At 67.2% G+C, this 15176-nt stretch carries 14 protein-coding genes; 3 read left to right on the forward strand and 11 right to left on the reverse strand.

The features are described 5' to 3' along the window. The 10 genes from SX243_11705 to SX243_11750 form a co-directional block, all read right to left on the reverse strand. On the reverse strand, positions 1-1657 hold a 1657-nt coding region (locus SX243_11705), incomplete at its 3' end, for a vWA domain-containing protein (protein ID MDY7093625.1). Beyond that, positions 1654-2682: a VWA domain-containing protein gene (locus tag SX243_11710; GenBank protein MDY7093626.1), complete on the reverse strand. Its 1029-nt coding sequence runs from the start codon at positions 2680-2682 to the stop codon at positions 1654-1656. The genes SX243_11705 and SX243_11710, both read right to left, overlap by 4 nt. Beyond that, complete coding sequence (locus SX243_11715; protein ID MDY7093627.1) at positions 2679-3206, reverse strand: hypothetical protein; 528 nt, start codon at positions 3204-3206, stop codon at positions 2679-2681. Before SX243_11715 ends, SX243_11710 begins: the two co-directional genes overlap by 4 nt. Positions 3207-3256: 50 nt before the next feature. Continuing rightward, the gene (locus SX243_11720) at positions 3257-4213 is read right to left on the reverse strand and encodes a DUF58 domain-containing protein (protein MDY7093628.1); all 957 of its coding nucleotides are present in this window, start codon (positions 4211-4213) and stop codon (positions 3257-3259) included. A 52-nt stretch (positions 4214-4265) separates the two neighbouring features. Next, a complete protein-coding gene (locus SX243_11725; GenBank protein MDY7093629.1) occupies positions 4266-5246 on the reverse strand; it encodes a MoxR family ATPase in 981 nt (326 codons plus the stop codon). A 126-nt stretch (positions 5247-5372) separates the two neighbouring features. Continuing rightward, on the reverse strand, positions 5373-6470 hold the full coding sequence (locus SX243_11730) for an efflux RND transporter periplasmic adaptor subunit (protein ID MDY7093630.1): 1098 nt from the start codon (positions 6468-6470) through the stop codon (positions 5373-5375). Between the two features lie 121 nt (positions 6471-6591). After that, the gene (locus SX243_11735; protein MDY7093631.1) at positions 6592-7854 is read right to left on the reverse strand and encodes an ABC transporter permease; all 1263 of its coding nucleotides are present in this window, start codon (positions 7852-7854) and stop codon (positions 6592-6594) included. 57 nt (positions 7855-7911) lie between these two features. Beyond that, positions 7912-9144, reverse strand: a complete 1233-nt coding sequence (locus SX243_11740; protein ID MDY7093632.1) for an ABC transporter permease — start codon at positions 9142-9144, stop codon at positions 7912-7914. A gap of 1 nt (position 9145) precedes the next feature. Beyond that, positions 9146-9898, reverse strand: a complete 753-nt coding sequence (locus tag SX243_11745; GenBank protein MDY7093633.1) for an ABC transporter ATP-binding protein — start codon at positions 9896-9898, stop codon at positions 9146-9148. A 221-nt stretch (positions 9899-10119) separates the two neighbouring features. Next, positions 10120-11103 carry a zinc-dependent alcohol dehydrogenase family protein gene (locus SX243_11750; protein MDY7093634.1) on the reverse strand — a complete coding sequence of 328 codons (984 nt, stop codon included), beginning with the start codon at positions 11101-11103 and terminating at the stop codon, positions 10120-10122. Positions 11104-11220: 117 nt separating this feature from the next. On the opposite strand from SX243_11750, the gene SX243_11755 reads away from it, so the two are divergent. Then, positions 11221-11919, forward strand: a complete 699-nt coding sequence (locus tag SX243_11755; protein MDY7093635.1) for a DinB family protein — start codon at positions 11221-11223, stop codon at positions 11917-11919. Positions 11920-11991: 72 nt separating this feature from the next. Here the strand turns inward: SX243_11755 and SX243_11760 are convergent, their stop codons facing one another. After that, the gene (locus tag SX243_11760; protein MDY7093636.1) at positions 11992-13773 is read right to left on the reverse strand and encodes a DUF3592 domain-containing protein; all 1782 of its coding nucleotides are present in this window, start codon (positions 13771-13773) and stop codon (positions 11992-11994) included. A gap of 207 nt (positions 13774-13980) precedes the next feature. Between SX243_11760 and SX243_11765 the strand changes: the two genes are divergently transcribed. Next, on the forward strand, positions 13981-14346 hold the full coding sequence (locus tag SX243_11765) for a DUF4286 domain-containing protein (protein MDY7093637.1): 366 nt from the start codon (positions 13981-13983) through the stop codon (positions 14344-14346). A gap of 38 nt (positions 14347-14384) precedes the next feature. Then, positions 14385-15101 (forward strand): SDR family oxidoreductase, encoded by a 717-nt coding sequence (locus tag SX243_11770; GenBank protein ID MDY7093638.1) that lies wholly within the window; start codon positions 14385-14387, stop codon positions 15099-15101. The last annotated feature ends 75 nt before the right edge of the window (positions 15102-15176 follow it).

Below are 15176 nucleotides of genomic sequence, written 5' to 3' on the forward strand. Positions count from 1 at the left end.
CGAGCTCCTGCAAGCGATCCTGAACGAACCGGCGATTGGCCTCGGCATCAGCGCCCAAGCGCTGATCGGCCGCCCCTCCGGCAGCCGCGGCGAAGCGCTCTTCGGCGGCCCGCCACAGATCCACCGTCGCCTCCAGCCGGCAGCCCGCCGGATCTTCCTCTTCTACACCCCACCGGAAGAGGGTCACGCCGTCCCCGTAATGAGCCTCCCACAGCTCCGGAGCCCGCAGCATGACCTCCTGATAGAGGCGGTGGGCCTCCGAATGCTCGCCATCGGCGGTCCACGAGCGGGCCAGATTGAAGAGCGGGATCTCCGGCCGATGACCGTAGGCGGCGGACCGCCGATAATGGGCCCGCGCCGCGTCCCCGGCGCCCACCGCATCCTGCAGGATGCCCAGCTCGTTCTCCTGATGAGCCCGCTGCGATGGCGTTCCGCAGCCGGCCAAGAGCAATGCCGGGAGCAACCCCAGGATCACGGCGAGACCCCGCCCACTCCTTGGGGATCCGATGCGAGAAAGATCGAAACCCTCCCGGTCCATTTCCGCCGCTGCGGGAGGGCGCCGCAGCCACAGACGCTCGGCCAGGAAGAGGAGCAGAAAGGCGCCCACAAACCAATACGCCAGGTCCCGCGGCACCTTGCTCTCTGGCGCCTCTTCCAGCGCCTCTTCCAGCGCCCCGCGGAAAGCTTCCTCGCCGCCTTCCCCGATCTCGACAGCCTCCCCCAGCGCCCGGCTGGGATCGAAGCGGTACCCTTCCAGCCCCTCGACGAGGAGGTCCACCGCTGCCGCCCCCTGGGCGACGGCGAAGACTCCGCCGGTGGCTTCGGCAATGCGCCGGAAGTGTCGATCTTCCCGCCGGGTGACATATTCCGCCAAGGTGCGCCGCTCGTCCTGGGGCTTCCCCGCCACCACATCCTCCATGGCGTAGATCACCCGGCCCTGGCCCTCTTCGCTTCCCACCGTCAATGCGTGCACCGGGACCCCACGAGCCACCAGCGCTTCCAGGGGAGCCCGATAGTCCTCGTCGAAGGGCAGCTCGCCGTCCCCGAGGAGCACCACCTGCAGGTCCGGCGGCCCTTCGCCGGCGAGCTCCAGCACCAGATCGAGAGCCCCGGAAAGGCTCGAACCGGAATTCTGGTAGACCGTGTGAACTTCCGCCGCCACCAACGCTCGACGCACTTGGGGACGGTCCGAGGTCGCCGGCAGATGCACCGTAGCCTGACCCGAATAGGTCGCCAGGAGGAACCGGCTGGGCACCCGGTCGACCACCAGCTGAGCGATCTGCCGGGCGGCGGAAAATCGGGGAATCACCTCCGACTCGTCGCCGCCCCGCAGCATGGGCAGGGCATCCTCGGCGTACATGCTGGCGGAACCATCGAGGAGCAGCAGCACCCGGCCGTCCCGCACCGTCGCCTCGCCGCCCCGGGGCAGCTGGGGGCGAGCCAGGGCAACGATTAGCAGCAGAGCGCAAAGCCCCAACAATCCCAAATGCGCCATCAGGGACCGCCGGCGGTGGCGGGTCAGCCGATGGCGGCGGCGCGGGGCCACCCGCGTCTCCACCCAGGCCAGGGCCGCGAGATGCATCCGGGCGAAGATCCATCCCACCAGCGTCAGCGGCAGGACCAGCAGCAGCCAGCCGGGCTCGGCGAAATAGATCATGCCAGCGGCCTCCGAATCACCGACTCCAACGCCAGCAAGATCGCGAAGAGAATCAGCGCCAGCCCCGCCAGCGGAGGCACCCAGGAGCGCCGCAGCTCGATCTGACGACTCTCCAGCGGCGCCCGCTCGAGGCGGGAGAGCTGGTCGAAGATCTGTTCCAACGCTCCCTCGTCCACGGCCCGATAAAAACTGCCACCGGCGGCTTCCGTCATGGCTTCCAGCTGCGTCGTGTCCAGCACCGCCAGATAGGGGGAGTCACCACCCACCGGACGACCCCGGTAGGTCACCGCCACCGGCTCCTCACCGCCCACGCCGATGGCGTAGAAGCGCACCCCTTGATGCGCTGCATAGCGTGCCGCCAGCACCGGATCGAGGCCCAGATTGCTGGCGCCATCGGTGATCAGCACCAGCGCCTGCCCCCGTCCCTCGATGCGGCTCCGCTGCAATTGATCGATGGCCAGCACCAGCGCATCGCCGATGGCGGTGCCGCCGCTGCGCACCTGGTCGAGCACGTCCACCGTCACTCCATCCAGCAGGTTCCGCAGAGCTCGATGATCGGTGGTCAGGGGGCTCTGGACGTAGGCGTCGCGGGCAAAGATCACCAGCCCCAGCCGGTTGCTTCCGCCCTTGGCCAGCAGCTCCCGGGCCAAACCCTGGAGCGCCTCCAGCCGGTTGGGGGGAAAGTCCTCCGCCAGCATCGAGAGGGAGACGTCGAGCACCAGCTGCACGTCGACCCCTTCGTCGGTGATCCAATCCACGGTGGTGCGATGAGACGGCCCCGCCAGAGCCACCGCCGCCACCGCCACCAGAGTCAGTTCCACTATCGGTGCCAGCCGGGCCGCCCAACCTCGCAGCCTCCGGCGTCGCAGCAGGGATCGGCCCCGGCCTGCCGGTGGTGCCCCCTGGAGCGGCGCATGGACCACCACCGAGTGACGGCGATGGAGAAACCGCAGCCAGCCGTAGAGGGGCACCATCAGCAGCAGCCCGAACCACTCCGGCCGAGCCCAGGAGATCGCTTCGATCACGAGAGGTCTCCGGACTCCGAATCCGCTGCCAATCCGAGCACTTCCCGGGCGAGGCGGCACATACGCCCCCAATCCGACTCCGTGGGATCCCGGCGGCGGAATTGGTGGCGTTCGAGCATCCGCAGGAAGCGCAGGGCGGCGGGGTGCCGAGTGGCCTGGCTGTGTTCTTCGAGCTCCCGGGCGGTGAAGCGAGCCCACAGCCCTCCGCCTCCGTGGGCGGCGTCCAGATCCTGGCGCACCAGCTCCGACAGAGCATGAAAGCCCCGGCGGTAGGTCCCGGCCTCGGCGTGGGTGCGGTGTAGCCGCTGCACCCAGTCCGGCCCGGGGCTCTCCACCGCGGCCGGCACCGGCGCCGGCGCCGACGCGGCGCGATCGAGCCGCCGCAAGCCGCTCACGATCCCCCGCCACCACCACAGATCGATGACCAGCAGCGCCAGTGCCCACAGCACCCAGGTCCAGAGCCAGGGCTCGTCCAGGTGCAGTGGGTCCCCGAGACCGGCGGGCAGCTCGCGCTGCAGCCCCATCACTGACCTGGCCCCATCATGGGCTCGGCCCTATCACTGGCACGCCCCCCTCATCGGCTCGTCCGCCGGGAGCGCTGATGCAGGAATTGGCCCAAGACCTGAGGAATGGGCGCCTGGGAAGAGATCGTCGCATAGGCCAGCCCCAGCTCCCCGGAACGACGCTCCAGCTCCGGGTCGATGCCTCCGGTGGCGAGCTCGCCGGGGCTGACCCAGCTTTGGCGCGCCTCGCCTTCCGGCGCCACCGCCGGGAAGACCACCGCCGGGGCCGCCTCCCGCTCCACCGGGTCAAAAACGTGGAGCAGCGACACGTCGTGGCGGGAGCGCAGGTACTCCAGATCTTCCGGCACGTCGTGATCGAGAAAGTCGGAGATCAGAAAGACGACGAAGCGGCGCCGGCGATGAGCCTCGATGGCATGGATGGCGGCGCGGGGGTCCGACACGGCGACCCGCCGGCGCCAGGGCTCACTGCCCCGCAGCAGGGCGGCGAGGGTCCGCCACAGCTGCAGCCGTCCTCCCCGGGGAGCTCCCAGCTCCAGCACCTGGTCGGCGAAGAGGGCGTAGCCCAGGCGGTCCCCGGCATCCACCGCCGTCACCGCCAGGGTCGCCGCCAGCTCCACCGCCGTCTCCAACTTGCTACGGTGGCTCCAGCCGGTGTGCATGGAGGGGCTGACGTCCACCGCCAGGAAAACCTCCCGCTGCCGCTCCTCCCGATGCACCCGCACGTAGGGCTCGCCGAGGCGGGCGGTGATATTCCAATCGATACGCCGCACCGCCTCACCGGGAACGTATTTCCGTGCCTCGTGGAAGACATAGCCCTGCCCCGGTACGGCAGTGCTGTACTCGCCGCTGCGCAAGGACGCGGCGTTGTGCCGGGCGGCGAGCTCCAGGACCCGCACCGCCTCCGCCAGCCGCGTCGCCGCGACGACATCCGAAGGGCTATCCGCGGCGGCCTCCGCGCTAGCGTCGGCGGTGGTCGGTGTCGACGGTGCTCCCGGCTGTTGGTTCACAAGATTGAGCTCCCGAGACGGCCTTCGAAACTACCGCTCCAGCCATGGCTCCTCAGGGAACGGGAACCGCCCCCAGCAGCTGTTCCACCAGAGCGTCGGCACTCACCCGCTCCGCATCCGCCAGGTAGGAACGCAGGATGCGGTGGCGCAGCACCGCCGGCGCCATGGCCCGCAGATGGTCCGGCGTCACCGCGTCGTGGCCCTCCAAGAAGGCCAGGGCTCGGGAGCTGCGGGCGAGGGCGATGGAGGCTCGGGGGGAAGCGCCGAGCTCGATGTAGCGGTCCAGCTCCAGCCCCACCGAGGATGGATCGCGGCTGGCCCGCACCAGATCCGTAGCGTAGCGGATCAGCCGATCCTCGATGAAGACCTCCCGCACCTGGCGCTGGAGGTCCAGAATCTCGCCACCGTCGAGGATCCGCGGCACCGGCGGCAGCTCCGTCTCGTCCATCACCATGCGCACCACCCGATTCTCCGCCCCCTGGCTGGGATAGCCCACCACCAGCTTGAGCAGGAAGCGGTCCAGCTGCGCCTCCGGCAGCGGGTAGGTGCCCTCCTGTTCGATGGGATTCTGGGTGGCGAAGACCAGGAACGGCAGCTGCAAGGGCAGGCTCTCGCGGCCGATGGTGACCTGCCGCTCCTGCATGGTTTCCAAGAGCGCCGACTGCACCTTCGCCGGCGCCCGGTTGATCTCGTCCGCCAGGATCAGCTGGGCGAAAATGGGGCCGCGGACGGTCTCGAAGCTACCGCTCTGCTGGTTGTAGATGCGCGTGCCGAGGATGTCCGCCGGCAGCAGATCGGGGGTGAATTGGAGCCGCTGGAAGGTCACCTGGCAGGCACGGGCCAGGAGGTTGACGGCGCGGGTCTTGCCCAGCCCCGGCACCCCCTCGATGAGCACGTGGCCGTCCGCCAACAGGGCCACCAGCAGGCCGCGGAGGAATTCCTCCTGGCCGAGGACGTGCTGCCCGATCTCCCGCTCCAGCCGTCCCAGCTCCTCCGCCGCGGCCTTTCCCGTCTTTCTGTCGTTCTTCGACATGATCCCGGGGCCGGCGGCCCCTCGCTCCTCCCGAATCCCTACGCAGTGTCAGCGGATGCCGGGATTGTATCCCACCGGAGCCGAGGGGAGCTCGCGTCAGGACGCGGGCCGCCGAAAAGCCCGGCCTCAGGAAACCACCGCGCTGTTGGGATCCTTGATCTGAGCCCCCTCGTCGAGGCCCGACACCACCTCGATGGTGATGCCGTCGGAGAGGCCCGTCTCCACGTCCCGGCGCTCGAAGGTCTGGGGAGCGACCTCCACCTCGACGTAGGGTTGCTGGTCCTGGTCGAATTGCAGCCAGCTCTCGCGAATCGCCAGCACATTCTCCCGCCGCGCCAGCACGATGTCGGCGTTGGCGCTGTAGTTGGCGCGCACGAAGACGTCCGGACGCAGCATCAGGGCGGCGCGGATCTCGAATTGGATGGCGCCGTTCTCCTCCACGCCCTTGGGGGCGATGTATTCGAGCAGAGCGTTGAAGCTCTCCTCCTCCAGAGCCCCGATGGTGAGCACCAGCTCCATCCCCTCCCGCAGCTTGCCCACCTCCGACTCGTCCACCGTGCCCTCGAAGATCATCTCGTCCATGTCGGCGATGGTGGCGATGGTGGTGCCGTCGTTGAAGGTGTTGGTCTCGATCACCGAATCTCCCTCCTCCACCGGCACCTCCAAAACCATCCCCGGCACCGTTGCCCGCACCAGGGTGTTGCTGGTCTTGCCCGACTTCTTGAGGGCTCCTTCACGGATCAGCGCCAGATTGTCCTCCGCCGCTGACACCTCCTCCTGGGCTTCCTTGAGAGCCAGCTCGAAACCCTGGAAATCCGCCGCCGCGATGAGCCCCTGGCCGAAGAGCTCGTCGTTGCGCTCGAAGTCGGTGCGGGCGTTGTCCAGGCTGATGCGGGCGCGGTTGAGGCGGTTCTCCGCGTTGCTCAGGTTCACCATGTCGGGAACGATGGTGACCCGGGCGATGAGGTCCCCCTTGGCCACTTTCTCCCCGGGCTCGACGAAGAGCTCGTCGAGGATGCCCGAGACCTGAGGCTTGATCTCGATCTCCTTGCGCGGCACCACCGAGCCGGTGGCCACGGTCTTGTGCACGATGTCGCTGTGGAACGGCTCCTCGGTGGCAAAGACCACCGGTTTCTCCTGGGATTTGGACCACAGAAAGTAGAGCGTACCGACGAAGCCGGCGACGAGCAGGAGGGCGACGAGGACGAGGAATAGTTTCTTCATCGTTGGGACTTTCTTATCCGTTGTGGGCTCTGCCGTTGTGGGCTCTGCCGTGATGGGAATCGATGGACGAGGTGGCCCACCGGAGCCGGCGAATCACTCCTGGCACCTTACTCCTGGCGCCTCACTCCTGACGCAGCGCCTCCACCGGTTTGAGACGCACCGCCCGCTGGGCCGGGATGAGCCCCGCAAGAACTCCGGAGAACACCAGGATCACCAGCGCCCGCAGCGCGCTCTGCAGATCGACGCTGGGATCCGAGAAGGCCTGAGGGGAGCCGGCGGCGGTGAGCACCTGGGACACCACCGCCAACAGGCCGACGCCCAAGACCAGGCCGAAATATCCGGCGCTGGCGGTGAGCACCACCGCCTCCAGGATCACCTGGGCGGTGATCTGCCACGGCGTCGCTCCCACCGCCCGACGTAGACCGATCTCCTTGGTGCGCTCCTTGACGATGATCAACAGGATATTGCTCACCCCGATGACCCCCGCCGACAGGGTCCCGATGCCGACGATCCAAACCAGCAGCCGAATGCCGGCGAAGAGCCCCTGAATCTTGACGTACTCTTCCTCCAGATTGAACGAACCGAAGGCCCGGGTGTCCGTGGGGGCGATCTGGTGGCGGCTGGCGAGCACCACTTTGGCCTTCTCCTCCGCCACCGAGGCTGGCACACCGTCGGCGCTGACGCAGGCCAGCCAGTCCACCTCGTCGGCGCGGTTGAAGGCGCGCTGGAAGGTGGTGAAGGGAACCACCAGACGCTGATCGTCCTCCTCCGCGCCGCCACCGTCCAGCAGCGACTCGAAAACGCCTACCACCTTGAAATACACCCCGCGGATCTCGACGCTATCCCCCACCGGGTCCTCTCCATCCTCGAAGAGCACCTCCTGCACCCGCTTGCCGATCACCGTCACCTTGCGGTTGTGCTCCAGGTCCAGCGGGTTGAGAAAACGACCCCGGAGGATGCGCACCGCCTGCACCTCCTGGTTCTCCGGCACGTCGCCGGTGACGCTGAAGCCGCCGTCGCGGTTGCCGCGGGTGACGTTGACGCCGCTACGGAAGCCTCCCAGCTGCAGCCGCGGCGCCACCACCCGCAGCTCCGGCACCTGTTCCTGAAGCGCCTCCACGTCGCCATTGTTGAGCTCGAAGGTGCGCCCCGGAGGCAGCCCCCGATAGGGCTCGGTGGTGCGCCGGGTCCAGACGAAGAAGCTGTTGGTGGCACTGCCGGTGAAGCGCTTGGCGATGCCGTTGCTCAAACCCTCGCCGGAGCCCAGCATGAGCACCAGCATGAGGATGCCCCAAAACACTCCGAAGGCGGTGAGGGCGGTGCGTAGCTTGTTGCGCCGCAGGGACTCGTAGATCTCCGCCCAATGATCGAGGTCGAAGATCACGGCGCCGCCTCGCGAGTCGTCGGCGGATGGTTGGTCCTCGGATCACTCATCCCCCCATCACTCATCACGAAGGGCCTCCACCGGCTGCACCTTGGCCGCCCGCCGCGCCGGGAAAAAGCCCGCGATGGTCCCCGCCAAGATCAACAAGAGGGTGGCGGTGACGGCGATGGGGAAATCCACCCCCGGCTGGACGAAGAATTCCGACTCCGGCAGGTGGGCGGCCCCAAACTCGAGCACCGCCACCCCCGCCACCAGGCCCAGATAGCCCGCGATGGAGGTAATCAGCACCGACTCCTGGAGTACCAGGCCGACGATGGACCACGGCGTTGCTCCCAGAGCCTTGCGCACCCCGATCTCCCGGGTGCGCTCCTGGACGGTGATCATCATGATGTTGCTCACCCCCACCACCCCGGCCAGGATGGTGCCGATGCCGATGGCCCAGACGAAGAGCCGGATGCCCCCCATCACCTGCAGGAAGCGCTGGAAAAACTCTACATTGTTGCGCACGAAGACCGCCCGGGGATCCTCCGGGGCGAAGCGGTGACGCTCCGCCAGCCCCCGGCGCACCTCCTCCGCCAGCGCCTGGGTCGCCTCGAGGCTCGGGTCGTCCACCGTGAGCATGATCTGGTTGACCCGATCCGCCCCGTTGAACACCCGCTGGGAGGTGCTGATGGGCAGGTAAATCTTCTCCTCCTCTCCCGGAGCGCCCTCGTCCCGGAACAGCCCCACCACCTTGAAAGGGATGCCGTTGATCTTCAGATACTCGCCGATGGCCGGCCGCCCCTTGAAAAGCCCCTCCGCCACCGCCTCGCCGATGGCCGCCACCTTGCGATGCTGCTCCAGATCCAGCTGGTTGAGGAAACGCCCTCGGGTGACCAGGGTCTTCTCCAGGTAGCGATGGTCCGGGTGCACGCTGCGGATGTCGTAATTGCCGTATTCGTCCCGGTAGCTCACCGTCACCGTGCCCCGCAGATAAAAGCGCGAGGTGATGTGCTCCACTCCCTCCACCCGATCCCGGATGGCCCCGTAGTCGCGGTTGGTGAGCTGGATGTCCCGCCCCGGCTGCAGCCCCCGGTGGGGCACGCTGGTCTGCCCGCTGCTGATCCAGATGCTGTTGATGGCGTCGTCGCGGAATTGATATTCCACGCCGTTGGCCATGCCCTCGCCGGAGCCCAGGAGCACGATGAGCATGAAGATGCCCCAGGCGACGCTGAAGCCGGTGAGCAGGGTGCGCAGCTTGTTCTGGCGGATGGTCGCCAGGATCTCCTGCCAACTGTCGAGGTCGAACACTCTAGCTCCCAGCAACCGGCGCGGCGGTAACCGCCTCCGCAGGCTCTTCCTCTTCCGAAGGCCCGGTCATCGGCGCCGCCAGCGGCACCTCGTCGCGCACGATGAGGCCGTCGTGGAGATGGATCACTCGATCCGTCATCCCGGCGATGTCGTGCTCGTGGGTGACGATGACTACCGTGGTGCCGCGGCGGTTGACCTCCCGCAGCACCTCCATCACCTCCAAAGAGGTCTTGGAGTCCAGGGCGCCGGTGGGCTCGTCGGCGAGGATCACCTTGGGCTCGGTGATCAGCGCCCGGGCGATGGCCACCCGCTGCTGCTGACCGCCGGAGAGCTGATTCGGCCGGTGCTCCGCCCAGGCCTCCAGCCCCACCTGCGCCAGGAGCTCCACGGCGATGCGATTGCGCTTGCGCCGCCCCACCTTCTGGTAATAGAGCGGCAACGCCACATTCTCCATGGCGTTCTTGAACGGGATCAGATTGAAGCTCTGGAAGATGAAGCCAAGGAACTGATTGCGGTAGCGCGCCGCCCGCCGCTCGTCGAGATCGCGGATCAAGGTGCCGTCGAGGTGGTAGGTCCCCTCGTCGTAGCTGTCCAGGATGCCGACGATATTCATCAGGGTCGACTTGCCCGACCCCGAGGAGCCCATGACCGACACCATCTCCCCGGCGCCGATCTCCAAGTCGATGCCCTTGAGCACGTGTAGGCTGCTGCCGCCGGTGCGGTAGCTCTTGTGCAGGTCTTGGAGATGAATCATGGTTCGGTCGGACCTCGGGGAGGCGGGCGCTTTCGCTCCCGGCGTCGTGCTTCTCAGCACCGTGCTTCGTAGAGCCGTCGCCGTCCTTCTCAGGACGGTGCTGCTCGGCGTGTTGCTTCTCGTTGGCGGACGGGGCGCGGGAACCGTCAGCGGAGCACTCTTCACCCCTCCACCGGCCCCCGGCTACCTTGTCTACGAGTCAGGGCCGAAAAATGTTTTGCTCACGGCACCAGCACCGCCGCCCCTTGGAGCTCGCCGTCCCGTAGCTGCCGCAGCGCCTCGTTGGCCTGATCCAGAGGAAACGAGGTCACCCGGGTGCGCACCGGCACCTGCGGAGCTACCCGGAAGAATTCCTCGGCGTCCCGGCGAGTGAGATTGGCTACCGAGCGAATCACCCGCTCGTTCCACAAATGGCGGTAGGGAAAGGATGGAATGTCGCTCATATGAATGCCGGCGCACACCACCGTGCCCCCCTTGATCACCGCCTCCAAGGCTCGAGGCACCAGTACCCCCACCGGAGCGAAGAGCAGCGCCGCATCCAGGAGTTCCGGCGGCAGCTGATCCGAACCGCCGGCCCAATGGGCCCCCAGGGAGCGGGCGAACTCCTGGCCCTTCTCGTCTCCCGGGCGGGTGAAGGCATAAACCTCCCGCCCCTGAAAGATGGCCACCTGGGCCAGGATGTGGGCTGCGGCACCGAAGCCGTAGAGCCCCAGCCGGCGTGCTTCCCCCGCCATGCGAAGGGAGCGGTAACCGATAAGGCCGGCGCACAAGAGCGGTGCCGCCTCCACCGCCCCAAACTCGTCGGGAATGGGAAAACAATAGCGGGCGTCCGCCACCGTCCGCTCCGCGTAGCCGCCGTCGATCTGATAGCCGGTGAAGCCGGGGGCATCGCAGAGATTTTCCCGGTCGTTGCGACAGAACCGGCACTGACCGCAGGTATGCCCCAGCCAGGGGACTCCCACCCGCTGCCCCACTTCGAAGCCTTTCACCGCCGCCCCAGCCTCCAGCACCTCGCCGACGATCTCGTGGCCGAGGATCAGCGGCAGCCTGGGTTCGGTAAGCTCACCGTCGTAGATGTGCAGATCCGTCCGGCAGACGCCACAGGCCAGGACCTGGAGGCGCAGCTGATGGGCACCCGGCCGAGGCTCCGGCACCTCCTGCCACACCAACTCCCGTCCCGGCTGCTCCAACACCATGGCCTTCACGATCTCGTCTCCTCCCGGCCTTCCCGGGACCGCTGAACCTCTCCCATCTTCATACCGTATAGACTACTAGCTGAGCAAACGCTCAACCAGAACGTCCATTTCAGAAAGGATCCCCCTATGCAGACCCCCAGGTTTGGTGCATTCCCCTTTTCCCATCTCTTGCAGCGCCGCGGGCTGGCGGCGCTCCTGGCCATCGCCCTTCTGGCTACTCTCTTCACCGCCCCGGCCTTCGCCCACGGTGACAAGGACGCCAAGGACCACGATCACGATCATGATCATGCGGAGATGGCCGCCAAGGAAGCCATGGCCGGCGGCGAGGCCGCCAAGGCCGCGCTGCTGCGCAATTGGGAGGGCGTCAACAAGAAGCTCGTGGACCTCGCCGAGGCCATTCCAGCGGAGCACTACGGCTGGCGGCCCATGGAGGGCGTACGCTCGGTGAGCGAGACCTTCATGCACGTGGCCGGCGCCAACTACTTTCTCTCCTCCCCCTTCGGCACCGAGATGCCCGAGGGCGTGCGCGAGCTGGAGCAGATCACCGACAAGGCCAAGGTGGTGGAAACCCTCCAAGACTCCATCGACAAGGCCGGCGCGGCGCTCAAGGACCTCGACGTGAGCCGCGGTGCCGAGGAGCTCAACCTCTTCGGCCGCACCATGACCCGCAACGACGTGGTGCTCATCCTCCTCAGCCACGCCCACGAGCACCTGGGACAGGCCATCGCCTACGCCCGTTCCAACGAGATCGTCCCACCCTGGAGCCGGCCCCAACCCGCCGATGACGGTGCGGACGACTCCGGCGACGACGATTCCGGCCGCTAAGCTGACGAGAGCTTCCACCGGCAGGAGAGTCTCCGGACCTCCGCCGGTGGGACCGCTCACGTCGCGGCGAAATCAGTCGCCGCTCGACTCCAATCCCAAGAGCTCCTCCAGCTCGTCCACCACCGCCTGAGCCTCTTTACGCCCCGGGATCTGCGAAGCCACCACGTGCTCCTCGTCGGCGGTGCTGCGCACATAGAGGTTGTAGTACTGGCGCTGTCCGGACTTCATCCCCCGGCGGATCTCGAAACGGTCGATCTCCGCCACCGGCATCCGCCAGCCGCTGCGAATCCCCAGCAGGCTCTTGGTCAGCTGCAACCAGCCGCTTTCCGCGTGCACGGTGTAGCTGCGTAGCCACAGCTCCAAGACCCACCAAAGCAAGAGCAGGGCGAAGATCCCGAAGACCAGCGGAAAGCCCCAGGGAGCGTCGGAGCGGTAGAGGAAGAACGTCACCCCGGACCAGATCAGCCAGAAGATGGTCGCGCCGATGGCGACCCCGGGATTGCGGGCCATGCCGAAGCGAAACCTGCGGCCGGTGCCGGAAGCTTCGATCTTCGCGCCGCTGCGGGCCAGCGCCGGGGCCCGCTCGTGACCGGACAGGGGCACCGAGGGGAGCGGCTGGCTGCTTCGCTGGCCCCGCAGCTGGTGCAGATCCTGGGGCTCCGGGTCGACGACGCCATCCTCCGCCAGGGCGAAGACCGGCAGATCGAAGCTGGCGTGATAGTCCACCCCCGCCACCGCCGCCTTCACCTGCAGCAGCCACACCACCTTGTGGTCGCCCTCCTCGCCGGTGGTCGCCACGCCCTCGGGAACTTTGAACGCCACGGGGATCTCGACCCCGTCCCGGGAGCGGCGGGTCACGGTGACCTGCTGCTGGTCCTCCCACAGGGTGTCCTTGCGGGTGCTGCGATTCTTCCCGGAGCCGGTGCTGTAAGAGTGCACCGCGGAGAGGGTGACGTCGAAGCCGTTGGCCGGATCCACCGCCGCCGAGGTCACCACCCGGCCCCCGAGCTGCTCCCCGGGAGCGATGGGCACCTGCTCCAGATGCAGCGTGGAAACCCCGTAGCGGCGCCACCGCAGCATGGCCTGGATCGCCTTGAACACCAGCCAGATTCCCACCAGCGGAAAGAGCAGACCGATGAGGATCAGGTGGTTGCCGGACTCCCATTCCTCCTGAAAGACGAAGAGGATGGGCGAGGACACCGCATTCCACAGCAGAGCGAAGATCACCCAGCCGATGGCGCCGGCACGATCGGTGTATTGGATCGTCTTGTCGGCCCAATCCTCCCGCCACCGCCAAGGATGGCCGGGGTCCTCTGTCTGCCGGGCCAGCTGCTTGCCGAGCCTCCGGGTGCCGATGAAACCGAAAATGATCAAGCCGAAACCGACGCCGCCGAAGGTCACCATGAAGAGCGCGTAAAAGCCCAGCTTCTCCCAGCGCACCTCCCGGTCGAGCACCGCTTGGGACGGATCCTCGGGGTTGACGAAGGCGCGATACGGATCACCGCTGTCCCGATACCGCTCCAGCCGCCGGGCCATGCGCTCCTGGTAGCTGCCGATATTGTCCGAACCGCTGTGGATGCCCACCTTGGTGGACTCGTAGGACGCCCCTTCGAAGCGATAGGTGTAGCGCGCCGTCACCGAATAGCTGGTGGAGTCGTCCCCCCGGTGGGTCTCGAGCTGCGCATCCTCGATCACCGCCGGAACCTCCACCCACTGGCGCATCTGGTAGGACTCCCAGAAGGACATCCCGATGAGCACCGCCATCACCACCCCGATGGCGGCGAACGGCAGGGCGAAGAGGATCAGGCAACCCAACCCCTTGCGAGTATCCTTCCCATCGATGTTCTGGCTCATGGCCCAGCTCCCCCCTAACGATTCAATCGCAATCAAGAATGTCGGCGGCTCCCGCGCCTCACTTCTATCACGGCCCGGCATCCTGGCCCGAGACCACCGCCGGACTGCTTGCGGGCTGTCCGGCGGAAGACGCTACACTCTTGTTGCGAAGAATCCTCTCGAGCGATTGGCATCCCCCAACCCCAACAACCCCTCGGAGCCCAACCGATGACCTCTTCTTCTCCCCAGACGGAACCTTCCCCTGAGACCCATCCTGCGGAGCCGCAGATCGCCTCCACCGTCGAGTGCACTTTCACCGATCCCAAAGTCGCCTGGCGCTGGCTCGATTGGCTCCAGGGCGGCCACCTCGCCGACGTCTGCGCCGCCGGTGCCCTGGCAGCGGACGCGGTGCTCCTGGACGGCGAACCGGTGCGCTGCCAGGCGCGCTACCGCTTCTCCCACCGCGCCGCCTTCGAAGCCTACGAGCGCGACCACGCCCCGCGCCTCCGGGCCGAAGGTCTCGAGCTCTTCCCGCTGGAATTGGGCCTCAGCTATTCCCGCACCCTCGGCGAGATCCGCTCCACCCATCACTGACCTCCAATTCCTTCGCCTCGCACCCACAGGAGATTCCCATGACCGACTCGTCCCAGCCCTCCCGCATCGCCCTGGTCACCGGCGGCAGCCGTGGCATCGGCCGCGCCATCGTCGAAGCCCTGCTCAAAACCGGCTGGACCGTCCATTTCTGCAGCCGCTCCCAAAGCTCCGTCGACGAAGCCCTCGATGATCTGCGTCCGCGCTTCGGGGATGCCGTCGCCGGCACCGCCCTCGACGTCGGCGATCAACAATTGGTTGCCACTTGGGTCGCCACCGCCCTCGAAGCCCACGGCCGCATCGACTGCCTGGTCAACAACGCCGGCCTCGGCACCTTCGCTCCCGTCGACGAGCTCACCGCCGACCAATGGCGCCAAGTCCTCCGCACCAACCTCGACGGCGCCTTCTACTGCCTACACGCCGTCGCCGGCCCCATGCGCCGCCAAGGCGATGGCTGGATTTTCAACATTTCCTCCCTCGCCGGCCGCAACCCCTTCGCCGGTGGCGCCGCCTACAACGCCAGTAAATTCGGGCTCCTCGGCCTTTCCGACGCCGCCATGCTCGACCTGCGCCAGGACGGGATCCGCGTCTCCGCCATCCTCCCCGGCAGCGTAGACACCGCCTTCCACCACCGCGACGACACCGGCTGGATGATGCACCCGGAAGACGTCGCCCAGGCCGTCATCGACCTGCTCCAATATCCCACCCGGACCCTCCCCAGCCGCATCGAGCTGCGTCCCACCAAGCCGCCAAAGTGAGTATCTCTCCTAACTTCTTCCAACTCTTCGGACCCAATTGCTGACGAGCTCTCCGTTGCTGCAGACACGAAAAAC

The sequence above is a fragment of the Acidobacteriota bacterium genome (assembly GCA_034211275.1).
Lineage (GTDB): Bacteria > Acidobacteriota > Thermoanaerobaculia > Multivoradales > JAHZIX01 > JAGQSE01.

Excerpts from the sequence above, each read along its gene's own strand:
- SX243_11715 (MDY7093627.1), bottom strand. The coding sequence starts at position 3,206 with ATGGGGCTGCAGCGCGAGCTGCCCGCCGGTCTCGGGGACCCACTGCAC.
- SX243_11725 (MDY7093629.1), bottom strand. The coding sequence starts at position 5,246 with ATGTCGAAGAACGACAGAAAGACGGGAAAGGCCGCGGCGGAGGAGCTG.
- SX243_11730 (MDY7093630.1), bottom strand. The coding sequence starts at position 6,470 with ATGAAGAAACTATTCCTCGTCCTCGTCGCCCTCCTGCTCGTCGCCGGC.
- SX243_11745 (MDY7093633.1), bottom strand. The coding sequence starts at position 9,898 with ATGATTCATCTCCAAGACCTGCACAAGAGCTACCGCACCGGCGGCAGC.
- SX243_11755 (MDY7093635.1), top strand. The coding sequence starts at position 11,221 with ATGCAGACCCCCAGGTTTGGTGCATTCCCCTTTTCCCATCTCTTGCAG.
- SX243_11760 (MDY7093636.1), bottom strand. The coding sequence starts at position 13,773 with ATGAGCCAGAACATCGATGGGAAGGATACTCGCAAGGGGTTGGGTTGC.
- SX243_11765 (MDY7093637.1), top strand. The coding sequence starts at position 13,981 with ATGACCTCTTCTTCTCCCCAGACGGAACCTTCCCCTGAGACCCATCCT.
- SX243_11770 (MDY7093638.1), top strand. The coding sequence starts at position 14,385 with ATGACCGACTCGTCCCAGCCCTCCCGCATCGCCCTGGTCACCGGCGGC.